The organism is Pseudomonas sp. H1_A03 (assembly GCF_054685145.1).
Map to the genome: position 1 here is coordinate 1,704,357 of NZ_CP162829.1, position 22,268 is coordinate 1,726,624.

Consider the following 22,268-nt stretch of genomic DNA (forward strand, 5'->3'; position numbering starts at 1 on the left):
GGAGATATCTGTAGGAAATGAGGATTTTGTAGTGAGCGGGCTTGGTGTTAGAAGAGGCGAGCGAGCAAGGCTGTGACGGCGGTTTCGACGCGCAGGATGCGCGCGCCGAGTTGCACGGGCTGCATGCCGGCCTTGGCCAGCAAGTCCACTTCGTAGGGGATCCAACCGCCTTCCGGGCCAATCGCCAGGGTCACCGGCTCAGCCAGCCCACGCGGGCAGGCCGGGTAATCGCCGGGGTGGCCGATCAGGCCCAGGGTGCCTTCGGTCATGGCCGGCAGGCGGTCTTCGACGAACGGTTTGAAGCGCTTTTCGATCACGATCTCGGGCAGCACCGTGTCCCGCGCCTGTTCCAGGCCCAGGATCAGTTGCTCGCGAATCGCCTCGGGCTCCAGGAATGGGGTTTGCCAGAAGCTCTTTTCGACCCGGTAGCTGTTGACCAACACCACCTTGGGCACGCCCATGGCGGCCACGGTCTGCAGCACCCGGCGCAGCATTTTCGGGCGCGGCAGGGCCAGCAACAGGGTCAGCGGCAGTTTGGCCGGTGGCGGCTGGTCGACGCTCACTTGCAGCTCGGCTTCACCGGCGTCCAGGCGCAGCAACTGCGCATTGCCCATCAGTCCGCCGATACGGCCGACGCGCAGGCTGTCGCCGACGGCGGCGCGGTGGACTTCCTGCATATGCACCAGGCGTCGATCGCGCAGCACCACGCGGTCAGCCGTAATAAAATCGGCCTCTTCCAGCAGCAGCAGGTTCACGGCTGGGTCGCTGGCGGCTGGTCGTCGTCGGCGGGTTGATCATCCGGGTGTTCGCCGCGCTTGCTGATCAAGCCGCTGAACAGGATGCCAATTTCGAACAGCATCCACATCGGCACGGCCAGCAGGGTCTGGGAGAAGATATCCGGCGGCGTGAGGATCATGCCGACCACGAAGCAGCCGATGATCACGTAGGGGCGGATCTTCTTCAGGTACGCCACGTTGACCACGCCGATCCACACCAGCAGCACCACGGCCACCGGGATTTCGAAGGCCACGCCAAAGGCGAAGAACAACGTCATCACGAAGTCGAGGTAGCTGGTGATGTCGGTCATCATCTCCACGCCGGCCGGGGTGGCAGCGGCGAAGAACTTGAAGATCAGCGGGAACACCAGGAAGTAGGCGAACGCCATGCCGGTGTAAAACAGCAGGATGCTCGACACCAGCAACGGCACGGCGATGCGCTTCTCATGCTTGTACAGGCCCGGTGCGATAAAGCCCCAGATCTGGTGCAGGATCACCGGGATCGCCAGGAACAGCGAGACCATCATGGTCAGCTTCAACGGCGTAAGGAACGGCGACGACACATCGGTGGCGATCATCGTCGCGCCGGCCGGCAGGTACTGGCGCAGTGGCGTCGAGACAAAGGTGTAGATCTGCTGGGTAAAGGCGAACAACCCGGCAAATATGATGAAGATGGCCGCTACGCAACGCAGCAGGCGGGTACGCAGCTCAGTGAGGTGCGAGACCAGCGGCATATGCTGGTCGTTTTCCGGTTTATCAGCGCTCATGGGGCTCGCGGCGGCAATGTAGGGTCATGGGGCGCGGGCGACGCAACGGGCGTCGGCGCAGGCTCGGTTGGCGCGGTCGTTGCCACGGGGGCGGTTTCAGCGGCGGGCGCGATGCTGTGTTCGGCCACAGGCTGCGCCGGTTTGGCGGGCTCCTGCACGGGCGACAGAATCTTCCGCGCCTCCTGTTCCAACGACAGAATGTGCTCGTTGTGCAGTTGCCGACGAATCTCGTCCGCGCCGATTTCCCGTTCAACTTCCTGTTTGATGGCGTTGAAACTGCGTTTCAGGCGCCCGATCCACAGGCCGGCCGTGCGCGCTGCTCCGGGCAGGCGTTCCGGCCCCAATACCAGCAAGGCCACGAGGCCGACAAGCAGCAGTTCAGAGAAGCTGATACCAAACATTAGTCAGTGCTCACGAGTCTTTGCGGGTCGGCTCTTCGACTTTCTCAGCCTGCACGTCGAAGGTACGACGCTCGGTGATCGGCTGGGTGGCCTGCGGGTGCACAGGCTGGGCCGGTGGTACCGGGTTGGCGACCGGGTCTGCCGGTTTTTCATCGTCGTTCATGGCTTTGCGAAAGCCCTTGATCGACTCGCCCACGTCGGTGCCGAGGTTTTTGAGTTTCTTGGTGCCGAACACCAGTACCACGACCACCAGAATGACGATCCAGTGTTTCCAGTCAAAAATGCCCATGCTGCAAATCCTCAGTCAACGTTATTCAAGTGGACGGACGCGAAGCCTTTTCGGCATGCCCGGACAAGCCAAAGCGACGGTCCAGTTCATCCAGTACAGCCTGCGGATGCTGGCCCAGTTGGGCGAGCATGACCAGGCTGTGGAACCAAAGGTCGGCGGTTTCGTAGATCACATCGCTGCAGTCGCCGCTGATTTGCGCGTCTTTGGCCGCGATGATGGTCTCGACGGATTCTTCGCCGAGTTTTTCCAGAATCTTGTTCAGGCCCTTGTGATACAGGCTGGCGACGTAGGAGCTGTCGGCGTCCGCACCTTTGCGGTCCTCCAGCACCTGGGCCACACGGTTCAGGGTATCGCTCATGTCTAGTGTCCTGCCGGGTAGATGGCGTGCGGGTCTTTGAGTACCGGCTCGACGATCTTCCATTCGCCATTCTCGAACACGCGATAGAAGCAGCTGTGACGGCCGGTATGGCAAGCGATGCCGCCGATCTGCTCGACCTTGAGGATCACCACGTCGGCGTCGCAGTCCAGGCGTAGCTCGTGCAAGGTTTGCACGTGCCCGGACTCTTCGCCCTTGCGCCACAGTTTGCCACGCGAGCGTGACCAGTAGATGGCGCGCTGCTCAGCGGCAGTGAGGCTCAGGGCCTCGCGGTTCATCCAGGCCATCATCAGCACGCGCCCGGTCTTGTAGTCCTGGGCAATGGCCGGCACCAGGCCGTCACTGTCCCACTTGATCTCGTCCAGCCAGTCTTTCATGTTCGGCTCCGGCAATTTGCGACAGTGTATAACCGGATTGGCTATCGACGCACGATCAGATAAACACCCACGGCGACCATGATGCCAGCCGGCCAGTGCCCCAGTTGGTTCAGTGGCCCCCCAATCGCCAGCATTACGCCGCCGACCAGATGGGCTGCACCCAGCAGGCGCAGGAACCAGTCGTCCTTGCGTTTCTGCCATGGCGGCGCCGGGTCCTTGGCGTGGGGCTGGGACATGCGCTCCAACAAGTCGCGGGTCATGTTGGCCAGGTGCGGCAGTTGTTCCATCTGGCTGTGCAGGTTGCCCAGCACGGTTTTCGGGCTCATCCGCTCGCGCATCCAGCGCTCCAGGAACGGTTGGGCGGTGTTCCATAGGTCGAGGTCCGGGTACAGCTGGCGGCCCAGGCCTTCGATGTTCAGCAGGGTTTTTTGCAACAGCACCAGCTGCGGCTGCACTTCCATATTGAAGCGCCGCGCGGTCTGGAACAGGCGCATCAGCACCTGGCCGAATGAAATATCTTTTAACGGTTTTTCAAAGATCGGCTCGCACACGGTGCGGATCGCCGCCTCGAATTCGTTGAGTTTGGTTTCTGCCGGTACCCAGCCCGAGTCGATGTGCAACTGCGCCACGCGGCGATAGTCACGCTTGAAGAAGGCAAACAGGTTACGCGCCAAGTAGTCCTGGTCCTCCGGGGTCAGGCTGCCGACGATACCGCAGTCGATCGCAATGTACTGCGGGCTCCACGGGTTGACGGTGCTGACGAAGATGTTGCCCGGGTGCATGTCGGCGTGGAAGAAACTGTCACGGAACACCTGGGTGAAGAAAATTTCCACGCCGCGCTCGGCGAGCATCTTCATATCGGTGCGCTGGTCGGCCAGGGTCGCAAGGTCGGTGACCTGTACACCATAGATGCGCTCCATCACCAGGACTTTGGGCCGGCACCAGTCCCAATACACTTGCGGCACGTACAGCAACGGCGAGCCTTCGAAGTTGCGCTTGAGCTGGCTGGCGTTGGCCGCTTCGCGCAGCAGGTCGAGTTCGTCGTAGATGGTTTTTTCGTAGTCGGCGACCACGTCCACCGGGTGCAGCAGTCGCGCATCGGCGCTGAAACGCTCGGCGGCGCGGGCGAGGATGAACAACCACGCCAAGTCTTGCCCGATGATCGGCTTGAGGCCTGGGCGGATCACCTTCACCACCACTTCCTCGCCGGTTTTGAGCTGCGCTGCGTGCACTTGCGCGACCGAGGCCGAGGCCAGTGGCTCGACGTCGAAGCGGCTGAAGACTTCGCTGATCTTCTTGCCAAGCTGCTCTTCGATCAGCTTCATTGATTGCTGGGAATCGAAGGGTGGCACGCGGTCCTGCAGCAGCATCAGCTCGTCGGCGATGTCTTCCGGCAACAAGTCGCGACGGGTCGAGAGGATCTGCCCGAACTTGATAAAGATCGGCCCCAGGTCCTGCAAGGCCAGGCGCAGGCGTGCGCCCCGGCTGAGCTCCAGCTGTTTACGCGGGAACCAACGCCATGGCAGCACATAGCGCACGGCAAGCAGGAACCACGGCAGGGGCAGGGCGAACAGCAGGTCATCAAGGCGGTAGCGGATTACAACGCGCTGGATACGAAACAAACGGCGGACGGCAAGCAGCTTCATGCGTTATCGCTTGGATCAAGGGAACGGCTCAGGCGCTCGAAGCGTGCCTCAAGGCGTTCCAGGTCGATTTTGGCCTTGTCGAGTTCACGAAAGCGCGCTTGCGCTTCCCGTTCTCCGACCAGGGTGCGCGATTCTTCGCTCAGGTATTCGGCGAGGTTCTGGTTCAGGCTGGCGAACCCTTGCTGGTACCAACGCGACCTGCTGCGCAGGTGTCCGCTGATCAACTGGGTGGCCACGGGGCCGATCCAGCGGGAGAGCTCGTATTCCCAGTCCAGTTCCAGGTCTTGCAACACGGCGGCCAGGTCCATCAGCGCCGCGCTGTCGCCTTCCAGCTCCACTTCGGCACTGTGCAGGATGGCGGTCTTGTTGCGACTCAGGGCCAGGTGCAACAGGCTCGATGCCGGCGCACGCAAGGTGCAATCGGCCTCGGCGGCCCATTGGCTCGCAAGCATCAGGCCTTCATCGCTGGGCAGGATAAATAGCTGCAGGGCGGGGCTGCGGCAATCGACGGCAATGACTTTGCCGTTGAGGTGCGCAAGCCGCGCCAGCGCGGTGCTGTCCAGGCGCAGTACACGGTTGAGGCCGTGTTCGACGCTGGCGAGAAGACCGGCGAACAACATCAGGGCTTGATGCCACGGTGCAGCGCGACGATACCCGAGGTCATGTTGTGGTAAGTCACGCGGTCGAAGCCGGCCTCTACCATCATCGACTTGAGGGTTTCCTGGTCAGGGTGCATGCGGATCGATTCAGCCAGGTAGCGGTAGCTCTCGGCGTCATTGGTGATCAGCTTGCCCATCAACGGCATGAAGGCGAACGAGTAGGTGTCGTAGACCTTGGACATCAGCGCGTTGGTCGGCTTGGAGAACTCCAGTACCAACAGGCGGCCGCCCGGCTTGAGCACGCGCAGCATCGAGCGGATTGCGTCTTCCTTGTGGGTCACGTTGCGCAGGCCGAAAGCGATGGTCACGCAGTCGAAATGGTTGTCGGGGAACGGCAGCTTTTCAGCGTCGGCCTGGACGAACTCGATATTGCCGGCCACGCCTTTGTCGAGCAGGCGGTCGCGACCGACCTTGAGCATCGAACCGTTGATGTCCGCCAACACCACCTGGCCGGTCGGGCCAACGAGCTTGGAGAACTTCGCTGCCAGGTCGCCCGTGCCGCCGGCGATATCCAACACGCGATTGCCGGTGCGTACACCCGACAACTCGATGGTGAAGCGCTTCCACAGGCGGTGCATACCGCCCGACAGCACGTCGTTCATCAGGTCGTACTTGGCGGCTACAGAGTGGAACACCTCAGCGACTTTTTCCGCTTTTTGGCTTTCCGGGACGTTCTTGAAGCCGAAGTGAGTGGTGGGTTCGGCATCGCTGCCTTTGCGCTGATCAGTCATATCGCTGTCACCAAAAGAGAATGCGGGACATGATAATCCCCAAGGCCTGCTTTGTCTTGGCAAGGCTGCAGGTAAGATAGGTCATCACAGAGACCTTTTGCCGCATGGAAGGTTTACAACGTCGCTATAAAGAGGAGTCATTGCAATGGCCCGTATAACCGTTGAGCGTGCACATTCCCTGGGTAAAGAAGGCGCACGGGCAAAGGCCGACAAGTTGGCGCAAAAACTCAAGGAGCAATATGGCCTCGAGCCGTCATGGTCCGGGGACACCTTGAACCTCAAGCGTTCTGGGGTGAAAGGCACGGTAGTAGTGGCCGATGATTCTTTACGCATTGATGTGGAGCTGGGCCTGTTGATGTCGGCCATGAGCGGCACCATCAAGTCTGAAATTGAAAAGGCGCTGGATAAGGCGCTGGCGTGATCCGCTCGTTCTTAGGGTGCCGATTCTAATTTTTCACCCTACTTTGTGCCCAAGCCCTCAACTCCTGTGGGCCGTTCCTCCACCCTATTCTGCGTGAGGTGCACCATGGCCAAAGTTATCCTGAAGAAAAAAATCGACGTCGAGACCACTACGCTGAGCGACGTTAAATCCTACGCCCGCAAGATCTGGCTGGCAGGACTTGGTGCCTATGCCAAGGTTGGAAGTGAGGGCGGCGAGTATTTCAAAGAGCTGGTTAAAACTGGTCAACATGTTGAAAGTAAAGGCAAAAAAGTTGCAGTTGAACAACTTGAGGCCGCCAACAGTCAGATTGATCAAGTAAAGAGTAACGTCTCCTCCGTCAAAGGCCTGGTAGAAGTTCAGCTGGATAAAGTTGAAAAAGCTTTTGATACTCGTGTTGCAAGTGCCTTGAATCGAATCGGCATTGCGTCTAAACATGACGTTGAGACACTCTCTGCTAAGCTCGAAGAGCTGACGACATTGCTAGAACGTATCGCGCGTAAACACTAAGGAGACATCGGGATGGCTGTTAAAAAGACTACTCAGAAAGAAGGCAGCTCGTGGGTCGGGGAAGTTGAAAAATATTCCCGTAAGATCTGGCTTGCTGGTTTAGGCGTGTACTCGAAGGTTAGCAGTGACGGTGGCAAGTACTTCGAGACTTTGGTCAAGGACGGCGAGAAGGCCGAGAAGTTGACCAAAACCACGGTTGGTAAAAAAGTTGAAGCGGCCAAGGCAACTGCCGGTTCCGCCAAGTCGAGCATTTCTGACACGTGGGGCAAGTTGGAAGAAACTTTCGACAAGCGCCTTAACAGTGCCATTTCGCGACTGGGCGTGCCTAGCAAAGCAGAACTGAAGACGCTGCACAGCAAGGTCGATACCCTGACCAAGCAAATTGAAAAGCTCACGGGTGCCAAAGTAGCTCCGGCGAAAACTGCCGCCGCTAAACCCGCTGCCAAGCCGGCTGCTAAAACTGCTGCGGCCAAACCTGCCGTGAAAGCGGCCGCCAAGCCCCTGGTAAAAGCTGCCGCCAAACCGGCTGCCAAAGCTGCGGCCAAGGCGCCAGCCAAAGCTGTTGCTAAACCAGCCGCCAAGCCTGCGGCAAAAACGGCAGCTGCCAAGCCTGCCGCTAAACCGGTAGCCGCTAAAGCTGCTGCTAAGCCCGCCGCCAAGGCAGCAGCAAAACCAGCCGCCAAACCTGCGGCTAAAACCGCGGCGGCAAAGCCTGCTGCCAAACCAGCCGCAGCGAAACCAGCAACCAAGTCCGCCGCCGCGAAGCCGGCCGCGAAACCTGCTGCAGCCAAGCCTGCGGCCAAACCAGCCGCCGCGAAGAAACCAGCAGTAGCGAAAAAACCAGCAGCATCCAAGCCTGCTGTTGCGGCCAAGCCTGCTGCTACGGCACCCACCGCTTCCACAGCCAACTCAGTGTCCGCACCGACCCCTGCTGCTGTGACCCCGACTGCAACGCCGGCAACCCCGACGCCATCCAGTCAGTCCTGATTTTCCCCAGGACACAAAAATGCCCGGCCTGCAAAGGTCGGGCATTTTTTATGGGTGGTAGCTGGCTTGCCTGCAATTGAGGGGTGTCAGGCCCCACATGAGCTGACTGATCCAGCGCTACCGCAGGCAAGCCAGCTCCTACATTTTCAGACGGGGTCATCCAGGTATTTCAGCGCGAATTTCTCGGTTGCCAGCCGCGCCGGCAGCAACAGATGCGGCGCCACCAACATCATGATCTGGTACACCACCACCTGCACCTCGCCTTCACGGTCGAGAATCCGTTGGTAATCCAGGGAAAACAACAAGGTCATGGTGATCTGCTCCACCAGTTGCCCCAAGGCTTGAGTGCCACTCACCAACTGCCCCGCCGCCTTCAGCCGCGCCAGCAACGAAGCCAGGGTGCGCTTGAGCGCCGTGAGCAGGTTGCGAATACCTTTGGCCAGCTTCGGCAGGCGCCCGGCCAGGTTCGACAGGTCCTGGAACAGGAACCGGTAATGGGCCATGCGCTCGACGATCAGGTGCAGGAACAGCCAGTAATCCTCGGCTTCCAGCTGTGCGTCGGCGGGTGGGTCGAGCAGCGGCGCCAGCTCATTCTGAAAGCGCTCGAACAGCCCGAGGACCAGCGGCTCCTTGCCATGGAAGTGGTAGTAAAGGTTGCCGGGGCTGATCCCCATTTCATTGGCCACCTCCATGGTCGACACGTTCGGTTCGCCCTTCTGGTTGAACAACTGCAGGGCACATTCAAGGATACGGTCGCGCGTCTTCATCCAGTCTTCTTAATGTGATTGTTGAGCTCAACGCACCCGAACATAGGTGCCAGGCGCTGCTTCCATCGGTGGGTAATTCTGGTTGCCCAGGGCGGTGAGGGTTTCGCGTTGCACGCCTGAGCGTTGCTGGACCCACTCCAGCCATTGCGGCCACCAGCTACCCTCGACGTGGTTGGCGTCGTAGTACCAGGCGCGCGGGTCGCTGCTCATCTTAGGGTTTTCGACGTAATTGGCCTTTGGGTTGCCCGGCGGGTTGAGGATGCTCTGGATGTGCCCGCTGTTGGACAGCACGAAGCGCCGGTCGCCGCCCAGCAGTTGGGTCGAGCGGTACACCGCGTCCCACGGCGTGATGTGGTCGTTGATCCCGGCCACACTGAAACTGTCCACCGTGACCTTTTGCAGATCGATAGGCGTGCCGCATACCTCCAGGCCGCCGGGATGGCTGAGTGGGTTGTGCTTGAAGAAGTCCAGCAGGTCGCCGTGCAGCGCGGCGGGCAGGCGCGTGTTGTCGTTGTTCCAGTACAGGATGTCGAAGGCGGGCGGTTCCTTGCCCAGCAGGTAGTTATTGATCCAATAGTTCCAGATCAGATCATTGGGGCGCATCCAGGCAAAGACCTTGGCCATGTCGCGGCCATCCAGCACGCCTTGCTGGTAAGAGCGGCGCTTGGCGGCTTCCAGGGTTTGTTCGTCGGCGAACAGCGTGGCGGGGCTTTCGATCTGGCTGTCCAGCAGGCTGACCAGGTAGCTGGCGCTGGAGATGCGCCGCAGCTGGCGCTTGGCCTGCAGGTGGCCTTGCAGCGCGGCGATGGTCAGGCCGCCGGCGCAGGCGCCCATCAGGTTGACCTCGCGCGCGCCGGTGATCGCCCGGCACACGTTGAGCGCTTCTTCCGCAGCGGCGACGTAGGTCGAAAGGCCCCATTCGCGGTGCCGCACGTCGGGGTTTCGCCAACTGATCATGAAGGTCTGCAGGCCGTTTTTCAGGGCGTATTGCACAAAGCTGTTGGCCGGGCTCAGGTCGAAAATGTAGTACTTATTGATTTGCGGCGGCACCACCAGCAGGGGCTTGGCATATTGTTTTTCGCTCATGGGCTTGTACTGGATCAGCTCCAGTAGCTCATTGCGAAACACCACTGAGCCGGGTGTGGTCGCCACTGTCTTGCCGACCTCGAACGCGTGCTTGCTCACCTGGCGTGGCAGGCCATTGTTGTGCAGCAGGTCCTCGAACAGGTTGCTCACGCCGCGCACCACACTGTTGCCACCGGAGTTGAGCAGCTCCTTGATGGCCAGCGGGTTGAGCAGGGTGTTGGAAGGCGAGACGGCATCGTTGAACAGGGCGAACGCAAAATGCGCCCGTGCCCGGTCATCGGCGCTCAGGGTGCTGTCGTCAATCCACTGGCGGGATTGCTTCTGCCAGCTCAAATAGGCTTGCAGGCTGCGCCGGTACAGGGGGTTGAGTTTCCAGGTGGGGTCGGTGAAGCGGCTGTCATTGGGATTGGGCGCATGCACGGTTTCGCCCAGCAATACACGGCCCAATTGCCCGCCCAGCGCCACGGCGTGGCGCGCGGTATGCACCGGGTTGCGCAAGCCGTGGGCGGCGACGCTGCGCAGGGTTGACAGTAAATCCCGGCCACGCAGGCCGGTGATCGCAGTTTGCGCATTGATGAACGCGGCAGGGGTGGGCGCCGGGTTCGTCACGGGTCTTTCTCGCATGAGCCAACACTCCTTCGTCAAGCCATCAACAGGCACGCCAATTCAGAACCATAGTTGGTTCCTGGCAAGTTGCGCGGCGATGAGGTCCTTACACCGCCGGTCGCGGATGAATCACCGCGCGCATGCGCTCCTCTTCGAGAAACTTCATGATGATCGGTGCCACGGCTTCGGCCCGGGTGATCAGGAATAGGTGGCCATCATCAATGATGTGCAACTGCGCATTGGGAATGCGCCAGGCGAGCATGCGCATGTTGATCAGCGGGATCAGCGGGTCGTCGTCCCCGGCCAGCACCAGGGTGGGCTGGCGGATTTTGTGCAGCCAATGGATGCTGGTCCAACCCAGCCCGGCAAACAACTGCCAGTAGTAACCCAGCTTGCCGGCCGAGCGCACTTTGCTCGCGTGTTCGGCGGCCAGTTTCGAATCGCGGCGGAACGAGCCGCCGTAAATCATCGGCGCAATGCGCACCACGTGGGACGGTTGGATGTAACGGCGTGGGCTGGCCATCAGCCACAGCACTTTGGGCTTGCCCGGCACCATCACCGCACCCGCTGCCGTGGCCGCGAGGATCAGCTTTTTACAACGCTCCGGGTAGTCGTAGGCGAATTGCTGCGCTAGCGCGCCACCCCACGACACACCCACTGCGCTGACCTGGCCGTAGTCCAGGTAATCGAGCATGCGCGCGGTAAGTTTGGCCAGGCCGGGAAAACGGTAGGGCCGGTTGGGCGTCGACGAACCGCCCACGCCGGGCACATCGAAGGCGATCACTTCCAGGTCCGGGTCCAGCGCCTGGACGAACGGAAACACCAGCTCGAGGTTGGCGCCGATGCCATTGAAGATCAGCAAAGGCGTCAAGTGAGGCTTGCCCGGACGCACCGCCGTGCGGATGGCTTGGCCATCCAAGTCGATGGTACGGAAGATGAACGGTTGCGGCATGCTCAAGCCCTGTGAGGTGGTGCATAGTTCTAATGGGTGATGCGGACCTTGTGGGAGCTGGCTTGCCTGCGATGGCGGTGGTGAATCCCATACCGCTTTCGCAGGCAAGCCAGCTCCCACATCGATCTCATTTCAACCACAAGGTTGGGTTAGCGTTCATGCACGTATGTTCCGGGCGCCGCTTCGGCTGCGGCGTACGTTTTATTACCTAATGCCGTCGGTGCTTTCTTCAACTTCCCCGCCCGCTCCGCCTGCCATACCTGCCAATGCAGCCACCAGGAATCGGTGTGCTTGGTTGCATTCTCCTGCCATTCCAGCGGTTTCGCCGTGAGGCTGTCACTGGTCTGGTAACGCGCCTTGGGATTACCCGGTGGATTAAGAATGCTCTGGATGTGACCGCTGCTGGACAACACGAATTCAACCTTTCCACCAAACAGCTGCGCCGACTTGTAGCAAGACTGCCACGGCGTGATGTGGTCGTTGGTGCCGGCCAGTGAATAGATATCGGCGGTGACCTGCTTGAGGTCAATCGGCGTACCGCACACTTCCAGGGCGTTGGCGCGGACCAGTGGATTATTTTTGAACAGTTCGATCAGGTCGCCGTGGAAGGCGGCAGGCAAGCGCGTGGTGTCGTTGTTCCAGAACAAGATGTCGAACACCGGCGGCTCGTTGCCGAGCAGGTAATTGTTGACCCAGTAGTTCCAGATCAGGTCGTTGGGGCGCATCCAGGCGAACACCTTGGCCATGTCGCGGCCTTCCAGCACGCCGGCCTGATAGGAATGGCGCTTGGCCGCTTCCAGGGTCTGTTCGTCGACAAACAGCGCCACCTGGGTGTCCAACGTGGTGTCCAGCACGCTCACCAGCAGGGTCAGGGCGTTGACCTTCTTCTCGCCCAGCGCCGCGTAGTGGCCCAGCAGCGCGGTGCAGGTAATGCCACCGGAGCAGGCGCCGAGCATGTTGATATCTTTGCTGCCGGTGATCGCGGTGACCACATCGACCGCTTCCTTGAGCGCTTCGATATAGGTCGACAGGCCCCATTCACGCTGGGCCTTGGTCGGGTTGCGCCAGCTGACGATAAACGTCTGCTGGCCATTGCGCAGGCAAAAGCGCGCCAGGCTCTTATCCGGGCTCAAGTCGAACACATAGAATTTGTTGATCTGCGGCGGCACCACCAACAGCGGGCGCTCGTGCACCTGTTCGGTGATCGGCTTGTACTGGATCAACTCCAGCACGTCGTTGCGAAACACTACGGCACCTTCGGTGGTGCCCAGGCTCTTGCCCACTTCAAAGGCGCCCATGTTGACCTGGCTCGGCATGCCGCCGTTGTGCACCATGTCCTTGGCCAAGTGTGACAGGCCGTCGAGCAGGCTTTTGCCGCCGGTTTCAAAAAAGCGTTTGACCGCCGCCGGGTTGGCCGCGCTGTTAGTCGGGGCCATGGCTTCGGTCATCAGGTTGATCACGAAGTGGCCGCGACTGATGTCCTGTTCCGACAGGTTGCTGTCGCCGATCCAGTCGTGCAGCTCCTTGCGCCACGCCAGGTAGGTCTGCAAATAACGTTTGTAGAGCGGGTTCTGGCTCCAGGCAGGGTCATGGAAACGACGGTCGTCGCTTTCGGGTACCAGCTGCGATTTGCCGAACATCACATTCTTCAATTCCACGCCAAAATGCGCGACGTGTTTGACGCTGTGCAACGGTTGCTTGATGGCTTGGGTCAGCACCATCTTCGCCGAGGCGAGTAAATCCTTTTTACGTAACGCGATGATCGGGTTCAGCCCCAGGGTGTTTTCCGAGGCCTGGCGTTTCAAGTCATCGTTATTCTTGTTACTCATCTACGACGCTCCATTGTCCGAAAGACGAGTACCCGTTACTGCCGCTGTGCACCCAGTTTCGATACACAACACAAGCCAGGTACTGCGACTCGGGTGACCGTTGATACCGCATCGTCAAATGCAGGGAACTTGCCAGCTCCATTGGTTACCCGAGTTTAATTTTTTTCGCAAGCGGACCAATCGTTGGTCACGCGACAGGGCATTCAAGCAGATGAAATTAGAAAATGCCCTCTAAAGAGCAAGACGCCTGGGCTAGAGCATCAGCCGCACGACCGACTGATTCGGATCGCGGGTTTTGCCGGCCGCTTTAAGTTCGGCAAGGTAGTCGGCCCACAGCGCATCCTGACGCACGGCCAGCTGGTAGAGGTAGTCCCAGGTGAACAGTCCGCTGTCATGCCCGTCGTCAAAGGTCAATTTCAGTGCGTACTGACCGGCGGGTTCTATTTTGACTAACCGAACGTTGAGCTTGCCGAATTGCAGGATGGGTTTGCCGTGGCCCTGGACCTCGGCGGAAGGCGAGTGGGTGCGCAGCAGTTCGGCGGGGAGTTGGTAAACCTCGTCGGGGCCGTAGGTGAGGCCGAGGGTATTGGAGGTTTTGTGCAGGTTTACAGCTGTAGGAAATTTGGACATGGAAGATGATCCTGAAGGAACCGGCTCAAAAATGTGGGAGCGGGCTTGCTCGCGAATGCGCAGTGTCAGTCAGTACATATGTGACTGATTCACCGCATTCGCGAGCAAGCCCGCTCCCACATTAAAGCAAAGCGGTTCTGCGTGAGGCTTACAGGATATAACGAGACAGATCTTCGTTCTGCGCCAATTCGCCCAGATGGCTGTTGACGTAATCCGCATCAATCTTGATCACTTCGCCATTTTGCGCACCGGCCAAGTCGCCTGCGCTGAAGGACACTTCCTCCAGCAAACGCTCAAGCAGGGTATGCAGGCGACGCGCACCGATGTTCTCGGTCTTCTCGTTGACCTGCCAGGCGATCTCCGCCAGGCGCTTGATGCCATCGGTTTGGAACTCGATGCCCAAGCCTTCGGTTTTCAGCAGCTCACGGTATTGCTCGGTGAGAGAGGCATGCGGTTCGCTGAGGATGCGCTCGAAGTCGCCCGGGGTCAGCGCCTTGAGCTCGACGCGAATCGGCAGGCGGCCTTGCAGCTCCGGCACCAGATCGCTTGGTTTGCTCAGGTGGAAGGCGCCGGAGGCGATAAACAGGATATGGTCGGTCTTGACCATGCCCAGCTTGGTGTTCACGGTGCAGCCTTCGATCAGCGGCAACAGGTCGCGCTGCACGCCTTCACGGGACACATCCACGCCGCCCGAGTTACCGCGCTTGGCGACCTTGTCGATCTCGTCGATAAACACGATGCCGTGCTGCTCGACTGCCTCCAGGGCCTTGGCCTTGAGTTCTTCCTCATTCACCAGGCGCCCGGCTTCTTCGTCGCGCACCAGTTTCAGCGCTTCCTTCACCTTGAGCTTGCGGCTTTTCTTCTTGCCCTTGCCCATGTTGGCGAACAGGTTCTGCAACTGGCTGGTCATTTCTTCCATGCCAGGCGGGGCGGAGATGTCGACACCGGAGACTTCGGCGACTTCGATCTCGATTTCCTTGTCGTCCAACTGGCCTTCACGCAGGCGCTTGCGGAACAGCTGGCGGGTGTTGGAATCCGAGGCCGGTGCGGCGTCTTCGTTGAAACCCATGCGTGCCGGTGGCAGCAGGGCATCAAGGATGCGTTCTTCTGCGGCGTCTTCGGCGCGGTGGCTGACCTTGGTCATTTCCTGTTCGCGCAGCAGCTTCAGCGCGGCATCGGCCAAGTCACGAATGATCGACTCGACGTCGCGGCCCACGTAGCCCACTTCGGTGAACTTGGTGGCTTCGACCTTGATGAACGGTGCATTGGCCAGTTTGGCCAAGCGACGGGCGATTTCGGTTTTACCGACGCCGGTAGGGCCGATCATCAGGATGTTTTTCGGCGTTACTTCAACACGCAGCTCTTCGGGCAGTTGCATACGGCGCCAGCGGTTACGCAGCGCGATGGCAACGGCGCGTTTGGCATCGTCCTGGCCGATGATATGGCGGTTGAGTTCATGGACGATTTCGCGGGGAGTCATGGACATAGTGTTTGGCGGCCTCAAGCGAGAATAAGCCTAAGGCTTATTCGGCGAGGTCCTGCTCCTCAATGGTCTGATTGTGGTTGGTGAACACGCAGATATCGCCTGCAATGCCCAAGGACGTCTCGACGATTTCGCGGGCCGACAGGTCGGTTTTCTTCAACAGTGCGCTGGCTGCCGCTTGGGCGTAGCCACCGCCGGAACCCATGGCGATCAGGCCATGTTCAGGCTCAACCACATCGCCGTTACCGGTGATGATCAGGGAGGCATCTTTGTTGGCGACGGCCAACATGGCTTCCAGGCGGCTGAGCGTGCGGTCGGTGCGCCATTCTTTGGCGAGCTCGACGGCGGCGCGTACGAGGTGGCCCTGGTGTTTTTCCAGCTGGCCTTCGAAGCGCTCGAAGAGGGTGAAGGCGTCGGCGGTAGCGCCGGCAAAGCCCGCGAGAACCTGGCCGTGGTACAGGCGACGCACTTTCTTGGCGTTGCCTTTCATCACGGTATTGCCAAGGGAAACCTGGCCGTCGCCGCCCATGACGACTTTGCCGTGGCGACGTACTGAAACGATGGTGGTCAAGGGGAGAGTCTCCACGCAGCGGGGCGAAAATGCCCTGATGGAAACTGATATGGGGGTGGCGAGGGGGATTTCAACTGTAGGACGGGAGGGCGGACGAGTGGTGTTTATGTGTCGGACTCGGTCCTGCGACCGCTGAAAATCAAATGTGGGAGCTGGCTTGCCTGCGATGGCGGTGTGTCAGTCACTGAAAATATTGACTGTTACACCGCCATCGCAGGCAAGCCAGCTCCCACATTTTTACTGTGTTGGCTGCGAGCTAGCGGCTTTGGCGTTGTTGTAACAACAGGTTGCTAAAGCCCGCGCCGGCCAATTGTTTCTGCGCGACGGTCAGCTGTTCACGGTTGCTGAATGGCCCCACCAGCACGCGGTACCAGGTCGCATCCTTCACCGTACCCGACTCTACCGTCACCGCCTGGCCCAGCAGAATGATCTGCGCACGCACGCGATCCGCATCCGCCTGTTTCGGGAACGAGCCCGCTTGCAGGAAGAACTTGGTCACCGGCGCTGCCTTGGTCTCGGCGACCGGTGGTGCTGGCGGCGGGGTGATCCCGGCCAATGCGGCCTGGGCGCGCGCGGTGTCGATTTTCGCCGCTTCTGCCGGGGTGACCGGCGTGGTCGGCACTTGCGGCGTCGGCAGGGTTTTCTCCGGTACGGCGTCAGGCGGCACGATCACTTCCGATTCCGGCAGCAGTGTGTAGAAGTCGTACTTTGGCTTCACCGGTGCTGTCGGGCTTGGTGCGGTCTTATTGGCTTCGGCCATTTTGGTGGCTTTCTGCTGCTCCTGTTTGACCCGTTTGACGTCGTCGCCCTGGCCTGGGTCCAGTTTCATCAGGAACACGATAAACGCGCCAACGGTGAGGCCGATGGCCATCCACAGCCAGCCTGGAATAGGCTTCTTTGCCGGGGCCTGGTAACGGCTGGCGCCGCGCTTGGGTGCAGGTTTTTTCTTGGCAGCCAACTTACATACGCTCCAGAGTTTCCAGGCCTAACAGTTCCAGGCCTTGCTTGAGGGTCCGTCCAGCCAGTGCGGCGAGGCGCAGGCGGCTTTGCTTCTGGGCTTCGTCGTCGGCGGTCAGGATCGGGCAGTTCTCGTAGAAGCTGGAGAACAGGCCCGCGACTTCGTACAGGTAGGTGCACAGAATGTGCGGGGTGCCTTTCTCGCCGACGCTGTTCAGCACTTCGCCGAATTGCGCGAGCTTGGCGGCCAGTTCTTGCTCGTGCGGAGCGTCCAGCACGATCCGGCCGTCAACTTCGCTGAAGTCCTTGCCCAACTTGCGGAACACACCGGCCACACGGGTGTAGGCGTACAGCAGGTAAGGCGCGGTGTTGCCTTCGAAATTGAGCATCAGGTCGAAGTTGAAGCTGTAGTCGCTGGTACGGTGCTTGGACAGGTCGGCGTATTTGACCGCGCCAATGCCCACCACGCGGGCGATGTTGCGCAGGTCGGCTTCGGCGAGCTCCGGGTTCTTTTCCTTCACCAGGGTGTAGGCGCGCTCCTGAGCTTCGGTCAGCAGGTCGATCAGCTTTACCGTGCCGCCATCGCGGGTCTTGAACGGGCGGCCATCGGCGCCGTTCATGGTGCCAAAGCCCATGTGTTCCATGTGCATCGGGTGGGTGACGAAACCGGCTTTGCGCGCTACGGCGAACACTTGCTGGAAGTGCAGGGCCTGGCGCTGGTCGACGAAGTACAGCGCGCGGTCAGCCTTGAGCGTGCCGCTGCGGTAGCGTACAGCCGCCAGGTCAGTAGTGGCGTAGAGGTAGCCGCCATCGGCCTTGACGATGATCACCGGCAGCGGCTCGCCGTCGGCGTTCTTGAATTCGTCGAGGAACACGCACTGGGCGCCGTTGCTCTCGACCAGCATGCCAGCAGCCTTCAAGTCGTTGACCACATTGATCAAGTCGTCGTTGTAGGCGCTTTCGCCCATCACATCGGCCATGGTCAACTTGACGTTGAGCAGTTCGTAGATCTTCTGGCAGTGGGACAGTGAGATGTCCTTGAACTTGGTCCACAACGCCAGGCATTCGGCATCGCCGGCCTGCAGCTTCACTACCAAGCCCCGGGCGCGGTCGGCGAACTCTTCTGATTCATCAAAGCGCTTCTTGGCCGCGCGATAGAAATTTTCCAGGTCTGACAATTCGTCGCTGGTGATCGGGTTTTCCTGCAGGTAGGCCATCAGCATGCCGAACTGGGTGCCCCAGTCGCCGACGTGGTTCTGACGGATGACTTCGTCACCGAGGAACTCCAGGACCCGTGCTACGCCGTCGCCGATGATGGTCGAGCGCAAGTGGCCGACGTGCATCTCTTTGGCCAGGTTGGGGGCCGACAGGTCGACCACGGTGCGCTGGGCCGGGCCGGCTTTGCGCGCGCCCACATGGGCATCGACCAAGGCCGCGTCGAGGCGATTGGCCAAGGCCTGGGTGTTCTGGAAGAAGTTGATGAAGCCAGGGCCGGCGATTTCGGCCTTGGTGACGCTTTCATCGGCAGGCAGCGCGGCAATGATTTTTTCAGCCAGGTCGCGTGGTTTCATGCCGGCAGGCTTGGACAGCATCATCGCAATGTTGCTGGCGAAGTCGCCGTGGGTCTTGTCGCGGGTGTTTTCCACCTGGATCGCCGGCGTCAGGCCTTCAGGCAACACACCTTCGTTGACGAGTTGGGTGAGGGCTTGTTGGATCAGCTGGCGAATGGTGTCTTTCATGGTGTTCTCTTTCGACCGCAAGCGGCGGCGCGCGATGCGCAGGTGGAAAAACTGGGCATTATCCGTGGCGAGGGCGGGCTTGCCAACCATTCAGACGGGTTGGCGGACCTGCGGGCCTCATCGCGGGCAAGCCCGCTCCCACATTTAAGGCTGTTCACATTTCAAATTATGGGAGCTGGCTTGCCTGCGATGGCAATTTAACGGTCAGTACAAATCCACCGGGTCCACATCCAACGACCATCGCACTTGTCGGCCGCTGGGCATTTGCTCCAGGGCAAGCAACCAGCTACTTAATAGCCGATGCAGTGGCGCACGGGAGGTTGCTTGCAAGAGTAGCTGAGCACGATAACGCCCGGCGCGGCGTTCCATGGGCGCAGGCACTGGGCCGAGCAGTTCGATGCCGCTCAGGCCCAGCTCGCCGAGCAAACGTTCGGCGGCGCTGCACGCTTCATCCAGAAAGCTCTCGGCCTGCCCTGGTTTGTGGGCTTCGGCGCGTAACAACGCTAAATGGGAAAAAGGCGGCAGGCCGGCGGCGCGGCGTTCGCTCAGCGCCTGTTCGGCGAATGCAAAGTAACCTTGTTCAGTCAGTTGGATCAGCAGCGGATGTTCGGCCAGGTGCGTCTGGATAATCACTCGGCCTGGCTCTTCGGCGCGACCCGCGCGGCCAGCGACCTGCACGATCAACTGCGCCATGCGTTCGCTGGCGCGGAAATCCCCGGAGAACAGCCCGCCGTCGGCGTCCAGGATCGACACTAGGGTCACCCGTGGAAAATGGTGCCCTTTGGCAAGCATCTGCGTGCCGATCAAGATGCACGGTTGGCCCTTCTGGATGGTCGCGAACAGTTGGCTCATTGCGTCTTTGCGCGAGGTGCTGTCACGGTCGACGCGCAGCACCGGGTAATCGGGGAACAGAATGCCCAGGCGCTCTTCCGCACGTTCGGTGCCCGCGCCTACCGGTCGCAGGTCGACTTTGCCGCATTGCGGGCAGTGGCGTGGCACCCGCTCCACATGGCCGCAGTGATGGCAGCGTAATTCGCCGTGGCGCTGGTGCACGGTCATGCGCGCATCGCAGCGCTCGCACTCGGACATCCAGCCGCAGTCGTGGCACAGCAGGGTCGGCGCAAAGCCCCGGCGATTGAGAAACACCAATACCTGCTGGCCGGCGGCGAGGGTCTGGCCGATGGCTTGTTGCATGGGCCCGGAAATACCGCTGTCCAATGGGCGACTTTTAACGTCGAGGCGCAGGAAACGTGGCTGCTTGGCGCCGCCCGCGCGCTCGTTCAGGCGTAGCAGGCCGTAACGGCCGGTGTAGGCGTTGTGCAGGCTTTCCAGGGACGGCGTGGCCGAGCCCAGCACAATCGGGATGTCTTCCTGGCGTGCGCGCACCAGCGCCAGGTCGCGGGCATGGTAGCGCAGGCCTTCCTGCTGTTTATAGGAGCCGTCGTGCTCCTCGTCGATGATGATCAGCCCGGGGTTTTTCATCGGGGTGAACAGCGCCGAACGGGTACCGATAATAATGTCGGCTTCGCCATCTCGCGCGGCCAGCCACGACTCCAGTCGCTCACGGTCGTTAACCGCCGAGTGCACCAGGGCGATACGTGCGTTGAAACGCTGTTCGAAGCGCGCCAGGGTTTGCGGGCCCAGGTTGATCTCGGGAATCAACACCAGTGCCTGTTTACCGGCTTGCAGGGTTTCGCGGATCAACTGCAAATAGACTTCGGTCTTGCCGCTGCCGGTGACCCCGGCCAACAGGAAGGCGTGGAAACTGTCGAAGCCTGCACGAATGGCTTCATACGCAGCGCGTTGCTCTGGGTTCAGCGGCAATTCCGGCTGGGCCAGCCAGTGTTCGTGGCGGGCGTTGGGGGTGTGCTTGCGGATCTCCACCTGCACCAAGCCTTTAGCCAGCAGCAGGTCGAGGCTGTCCTTGCTCAGCATCAGCTTGCTTAACAGTTGATGAGCCACGCCGTGGGGATGCTGTGCCAGTGTCGCCAAGGCTTCACGCTGGCGCGGGGCGCGGGCGATACGCGGGTCGTCGAGGCGCGCGCCGGGCACCGTCGACCAGAAGCGTTCCTGGCGTGCTTCGGCCAGTTCGCCTTGGCGCAACAGTACCGGCAATGCCCAGCTTAAAGTGTCGCCCAGGCTGTGCTGGTAATACTGGGCCGTCCACAGGCACAGCTTGAACAGCGCAGGTGGCAGCGGTGGGGTGGCGTCCAGCATAGCCAGCGCGGGCTTGAGCTTTTCCGCAGGCACTTCGCTATGGTCGGCGACTTCCACCAGGATGCCGATCATTTCCCGCCGGCCAAAGGGTACACGTACGCGCATGCCCGGCTGCAACTGCGCTCGCAGCACGCCAGACGGAGCCCGGTAATCGAACAGGCGGCGCAGGGGCGAGGGCAGGGCTAGGCGCAAAATGGCGTCGGGCACGCGGGGGGCTCATATAAAGGCAGGCGGTGGCGCAGGGGCGGGAGCCTAGCAGACAGGCGCAGGCTTGGGTATGCCGCACTTTCTGATGAAAGGCGGGGATTCAGCCAGATGCGCCGCTTGCGCGATTAAAAAGGTCTGGTAGAATCCGCGGCCTAATTACGTGCGGTATTCGACAATAGTGTCGAGTGGCGGCACGCTAGCCCGAGGAAGTGCCATGAAAGCCGATATCCATCCAGCGTACGAAACCATCGAAGTAACCTGCAGCTGCGGCAACAAGTTCGAAACGCGTTCGAACCTGTGCAAGCCACTGGGTACTGACGTATGCAACGAGTGCCACCCGTTCTACACCGGTAAGCAGAAAACTCTGGACACCGGCGGCCGTGTACAGCGCTTCGCTGATCGCTTTGGTGCTTTCGGCAAGAAGCCTGCTACTCCAGCAGAGTAAGGCTCAAAGGCCTTATGGGCTTTTGCCAGCTGTTGAAAAAGGCGTCCCTTGTGGGCGCCTTTTTTGTGCCTGGGTTTTGGCAATCAGCCGCCCAGGCGAACGTGTTCTGCCCCGCGCCGCCAGGCCTTGCCCAGGTGGAGGTGCAGCGCGTGGTGGATGGCGACACGGTGCGCCTCAAGGATGGTCGCAGCGTACGGATGATTGGCCTCAATGCGCCGGAGACCGGCAAGCGAGGCCGTTCCGACGAGCCCTTCGCCGTCGCTGCCCGTCAGCGCTTGCAGGCATTGGTTGACGCCAGCGACAGTCGCCTCGGCCTGGTGCCTGGGCGCGAGGGCAAAGACCACTACGGCCGTACGCTGGCTCATTTCTACGGTGCCGATGGCGAGAATCTGGAAGCGCAGTTGCTGGCCGAGGGCCTGGCGTTTCAAGTGGGTGTCGCGCCCAATGTCGATCTTGTCACTTGCCAGCAGGCGGCCGAAAACACTGCCCGCAAGGCGCGACTGGGTCTTTGGCGCCAGTCGCCAGTGCAACAGGTGGCGCAGCTCAAGCAATCCGGCTTCGTGCTTGTCAGCGGTAACGTGCGCAAGATCGAACGCAATCGTGGTGGAATCTGGATCGAATTGCAGGGTTCACTGGTATTACGCATTGCACCCGACCTCATCCGACAATTCGACACCGCATGGCTAAGTGGTCTGCAAGGCAAGACAATCGAGGCGCGCGGCTGGGTGCAGGACCGCGCCAAGCGGGGCGCCCTGAAAAACGGCCAGGCACGTTGGCTGCTGCCAGTGACCGATCCCGGTATGCTCAAATCGATTTATTAA

General features: G+C 60.6%; 24 protein-coding genes. 5 read left to right on the forward strand and 19 right to left on the reverse strand.

The window, feature by feature from the left end:
• Nucleotides 1-47 precede the first annotated feature (47 nt).
• The 9 genes from AB4O35_RS07875 to ubiE are packed head-to-tail and all read right to left on the reverse strand — an operon-like array spanning nucleotide 48 to nucleotide 6,022.
• On the reverse strand, nucleotides 48-755 hold the full coding sequence (locus AB4O35_RS07875; RefSeq protein ID WP_065879819.1) for a 16S rRNA (uracil(1498)-N(3))-methyltransferase: 708 nt from the start codon (nucleotides 753-755) through the stop codon (nucleotides 48-50).
• Nucleotides 752-1,543: a twin-arginine translocase subunit TatC gene (gene tatC, locus AB4O35_RS07880; protein WP_049710428.1), complete on the reverse strand. Its 792-nt coding sequence runs from the start codon at nucleotides 1,541-1,543 to the stop codon at nucleotides 752-754. The genes AB4O35_RS07875 and tatC overlap by 4 nt, the downstream gene beginning before the upstream one ends.
• Nucleotides 1,540-1,944, reverse strand: a complete 405-nt coding sequence (tatB, locus tag AB4O35_RS07885; RefSeq protein ID WP_065875745.1) for a Sec-independent protein translocase protein TatB — start codon at nucleotides 1,942-1,944, stop codon at nucleotides 1,540-1,542. The genes tatC and tatB overlap by 4 nt, the downstream gene beginning before the upstream one ends.
• Nucleotides 1,945-1,954: 10 nt before the next feature.
• The gene (locus AB4O35_RS07890; RefSeq protein ID WP_065875744.1) at nucleotides 1,955-2,233 is read right to left on the reverse strand and encodes a twin-arginine translocase TatA/TatE family subunit; all 279 of its coding nucleotides are present in this window, start codon (nucleotides 2,231-2,233) and stop codon (nucleotides 1,955-1,957) included.
• 25 nt (nucleotides 2,234-2,258) lie between these two features.
• Complete coding sequence (locus AB4O35_RS07895) at nucleotides 2,259-2,591, reverse strand: phosphoribosyl-ATP diphosphatase (RefSeq protein ID WP_049710425.1); 333 nt, start codon at nucleotides 2,589-2,591, stop codon at nucleotides 2,259-2,261.
• 2 nt (nucleotides 2,592-2,593) lie between these two features.
• Complete coding sequence (gene hisI, locus AB4O35_RS07900; protein ID WP_032893977.1) at nucleotides 2,594-2,986, reverse strand: phosphoribosyl-AMP cyclohydrolase; 393 nt, start codon at nucleotides 2,984-2,986, stop codon at nucleotides 2,594-2,596.
• 41 nt (nucleotides 2,987-3,027) lie between these two features.
• Complete coding sequence (gene ubiB / locus AB4O35_RS07905) at nucleotides 3,028-4,632, reverse strand: ubiquinone biosynthesis regulatory protein kinase UbiB (RefSeq protein WP_049710424.1); 1,605 nt, start codon at nucleotides 4,630-4,632, stop codon at nucleotides 3,028-3,030.
• Nucleotides 4,629-5,252, reverse strand: coding sequence for a ubiquinone biosynthesis accessory factor UbiJ (locus AB4O35_RS07910; protein ID WP_065875742.1), 624 nt, complete (start codon nucleotides 5,250-5,252; stop codon nucleotides 4,629-4,631). The genes ubiB and AB4O35_RS07910 overlap by 4 nt, the downstream gene beginning before the upstream one ends.
• Nucleotides 5,252-6,022, reverse strand: coding sequence for a bifunctional demethylmenaquinone methyltransferase/2-methoxy-6-polyprenyl-1,4-benzoquinol methylase UbiE (gene ubiE, locus AB4O35_RS07915; RefSeq protein ID WP_003171186.1), 771 nt, complete (start codon nucleotides 6,020-6,022; stop codon nucleotides 5,252-5,254). Before ubiE ends, AB4O35_RS07910 begins: the two co-directional genes overlap by 1 nt.
• Before the next feature lie 145 nt (nucleotides 6,023-6,167).
• On the opposite strand from ubiE, the gene AB4O35_RS07920 reads away from it, so the two are divergent.
• The 3 genes from AB4O35_RS07920 to AB4O35_RS07930 all read left to right on the forward strand — a co-directional run bounded on the left by AB4O35_RS07920 (nucleotide 6,168) and on the right by AB4O35_RS07930 (nucleotide 7,958).
• Nucleotides 6,168-6,443, forward strand: coding sequence for a polyhydroxyalkanoic acid system family protein (locus tag AB4O35_RS07920; protein WP_049710422.1), 276 nt, complete (start codon nucleotides 6,168-6,170; stop codon nucleotides 6,441-6,443).
• Nucleotides 6,444-6,548: 105 nt separating this feature from the next.
• On the forward strand, nucleotides 6,549-6,971 hold the full coding sequence (locus tag AB4O35_RS07925) for a phasin family protein (RefSeq protein ID WP_065945573.1): 423 nt from the start codon (nucleotides 6,549-6,551) through the stop codon (nucleotides 6,969-6,971).
• Nucleotides 6,972-6,983: 12 nt separating this feature from the next.
• Nucleotides 6,984-7,958, forward strand: a complete 975-nt coding sequence (locus AB4O35_RS07930) for a phasin family protein (protein ID WP_065945572.1) — start codon at nucleotides 6,984-6,986, stop codon at nucleotides 7,956-7,958.
• A 146-nt stretch (nucleotides 7,959-8,104) separates the two neighbouring features.
• Here the strand turns inward: AB4O35_RS07930 and AB4O35_RS07935 are convergent, their stop codons facing one another.
• From AB4O35_RS07935 to AB4O35_RS07980, 10 genes are all read right to left on the reverse strand, one after another.
• Nucleotides 8,105-8,725: a TetR/AcrR family transcriptional regulator gene (locus AB4O35_RS07935; protein WP_065875739.1), complete on the reverse strand. Its 621-nt coding sequence runs from the start codon at nucleotides 8,723-8,725 to the stop codon at nucleotides 8,105-8,107.
• Between the two features lie 27 nt (nucleotides 8,726-8,752).
• Entirely contained in the window at nucleotides 8,753-10,435 is a 1,683-nt protein-coding gene (gene phaC, locus AB4O35_RS07940) for a class II poly(R)-hydroxyalkanoic acid synthase (protein WP_065945571.1), read from the reverse strand.
• An 88-nt stretch (nucleotides 10,436-10,523) separates the two neighbouring features.
• Nucleotides 10,524-11,369, reverse strand: coding sequence for a poly(3-hydroxyalkanoate) depolymerase (phaZ, locus tag AB4O35_RS07945; protein WP_065875737.1), 846 nt, complete (start codon nucleotides 11,367-11,369; stop codon nucleotides 10,524-10,526).
• A 149-nt stretch (nucleotides 11,370-11,518) separates the two neighbouring features.
• Nucleotides 11,519-13,198, reverse strand: coding sequence for a class II poly(R)-hydroxyalkanoic acid synthase (gene phaC, locus AB4O35_RS07950; protein ID WP_065875736.1), 1,680 nt, complete (start codon nucleotides 13,196-13,198; stop codon nucleotides 11,519-11,521).
• 252 nt (nucleotides 13,199-13,450) lie between these two features.
• Nucleotides 13,451-13,828 (reverse strand): gamma-butyrobetaine hydroxylase family protein, encoded by a 378-nt coding sequence (locus AB4O35_RS07955; protein WP_065875735.1) that lies wholly within the window; start codon nucleotides 13,826-13,828, stop codon nucleotides 13,451-13,453.
• Nucleotides 13,829-13,976: 148 nt separating this feature from the next.
• Nucleotides 13,977-15,314 carry an ATP-dependent protease ATPase subunit HslU gene (gene hslU / locus AB4O35_RS07960; protein WP_065875734.1) on the reverse strand — a complete coding sequence of 446 codons (1,338 nt, stop codon included), beginning with the start codon at nucleotides 15,312-15,314 and terminating at the stop codon, nucleotides 13,977-13,979.
• 37 nt (nucleotides 15,315-15,351) lie between these two features.
• Entirely contained in the window at nucleotides 15,352-15,882 is a 531-nt protein-coding gene (hslV, locus tag AB4O35_RS07965) for an ATP-dependent protease subunit HslV (RefSeq protein ID WP_065910810.1), read from the reverse strand.
• 256 nt (nucleotides 15,883-16,138) lie between these two features.
• A complete protein-coding gene (locus tag AB4O35_RS07970) occupies nucleotides 16,139-16,840 on the reverse strand; it encodes an SPOR domain-containing protein (RefSeq protein WP_049710413.1) in 702 nt (233 codons plus the stop codon).
• Nucleotide 16,841: 1 nt separating this feature from the next.
• Nucleotides 16,842-18,578 (reverse strand): arginine--tRNA ligase, encoded by a 1,737-nt coding sequence (gene argS / locus AB4O35_RS07975; RefSeq protein WP_065910825.1) that lies wholly within the window; start codon nucleotides 18,576-18,578, stop codon nucleotides 16,842-16,844.
• A gap of 204 nt (nucleotides 18,579-18,782) precedes the next feature.
• Nucleotides 18,783-21,002 carry a primosomal protein N' gene (locus AB4O35_RS07980; protein WP_065875733.1) on the reverse strand — a complete coding sequence of 740 codons (2,220 nt, stop codon included), beginning with the start codon at nucleotides 21,000-21,002 and terminating at the stop codon, nucleotides 18,783-18,785.
• Nucleotides 21,003-21,216: 214 nt separating this feature from the next.
• On the opposite strand from AB4O35_RS07980, the gene rpmE reads away from it, so the two are divergent.
• On the forward strand, nucleotides 21,217-21,447 hold the full coding sequence (rpmE, locus tag AB4O35_RS07985) for a 50S ribosomal protein L31 (RefSeq protein ID WP_049710411.1): 231 nt from the start codon (nucleotides 21,217-21,219) through the stop codon (nucleotides 21,445-21,447).
• Nucleotides 21,448-21,461: 14 nt separating this feature from the next.
• Complete coding sequence (locus AB4O35_RS07990) at nucleotides 21,462-22,268, forward strand: thermonuclease family protein (RefSeq protein ID WP_065875732.1); 807 nt, start codon at nucleotides 21,462-21,464, stop codon at nucleotides 22,266-22,268.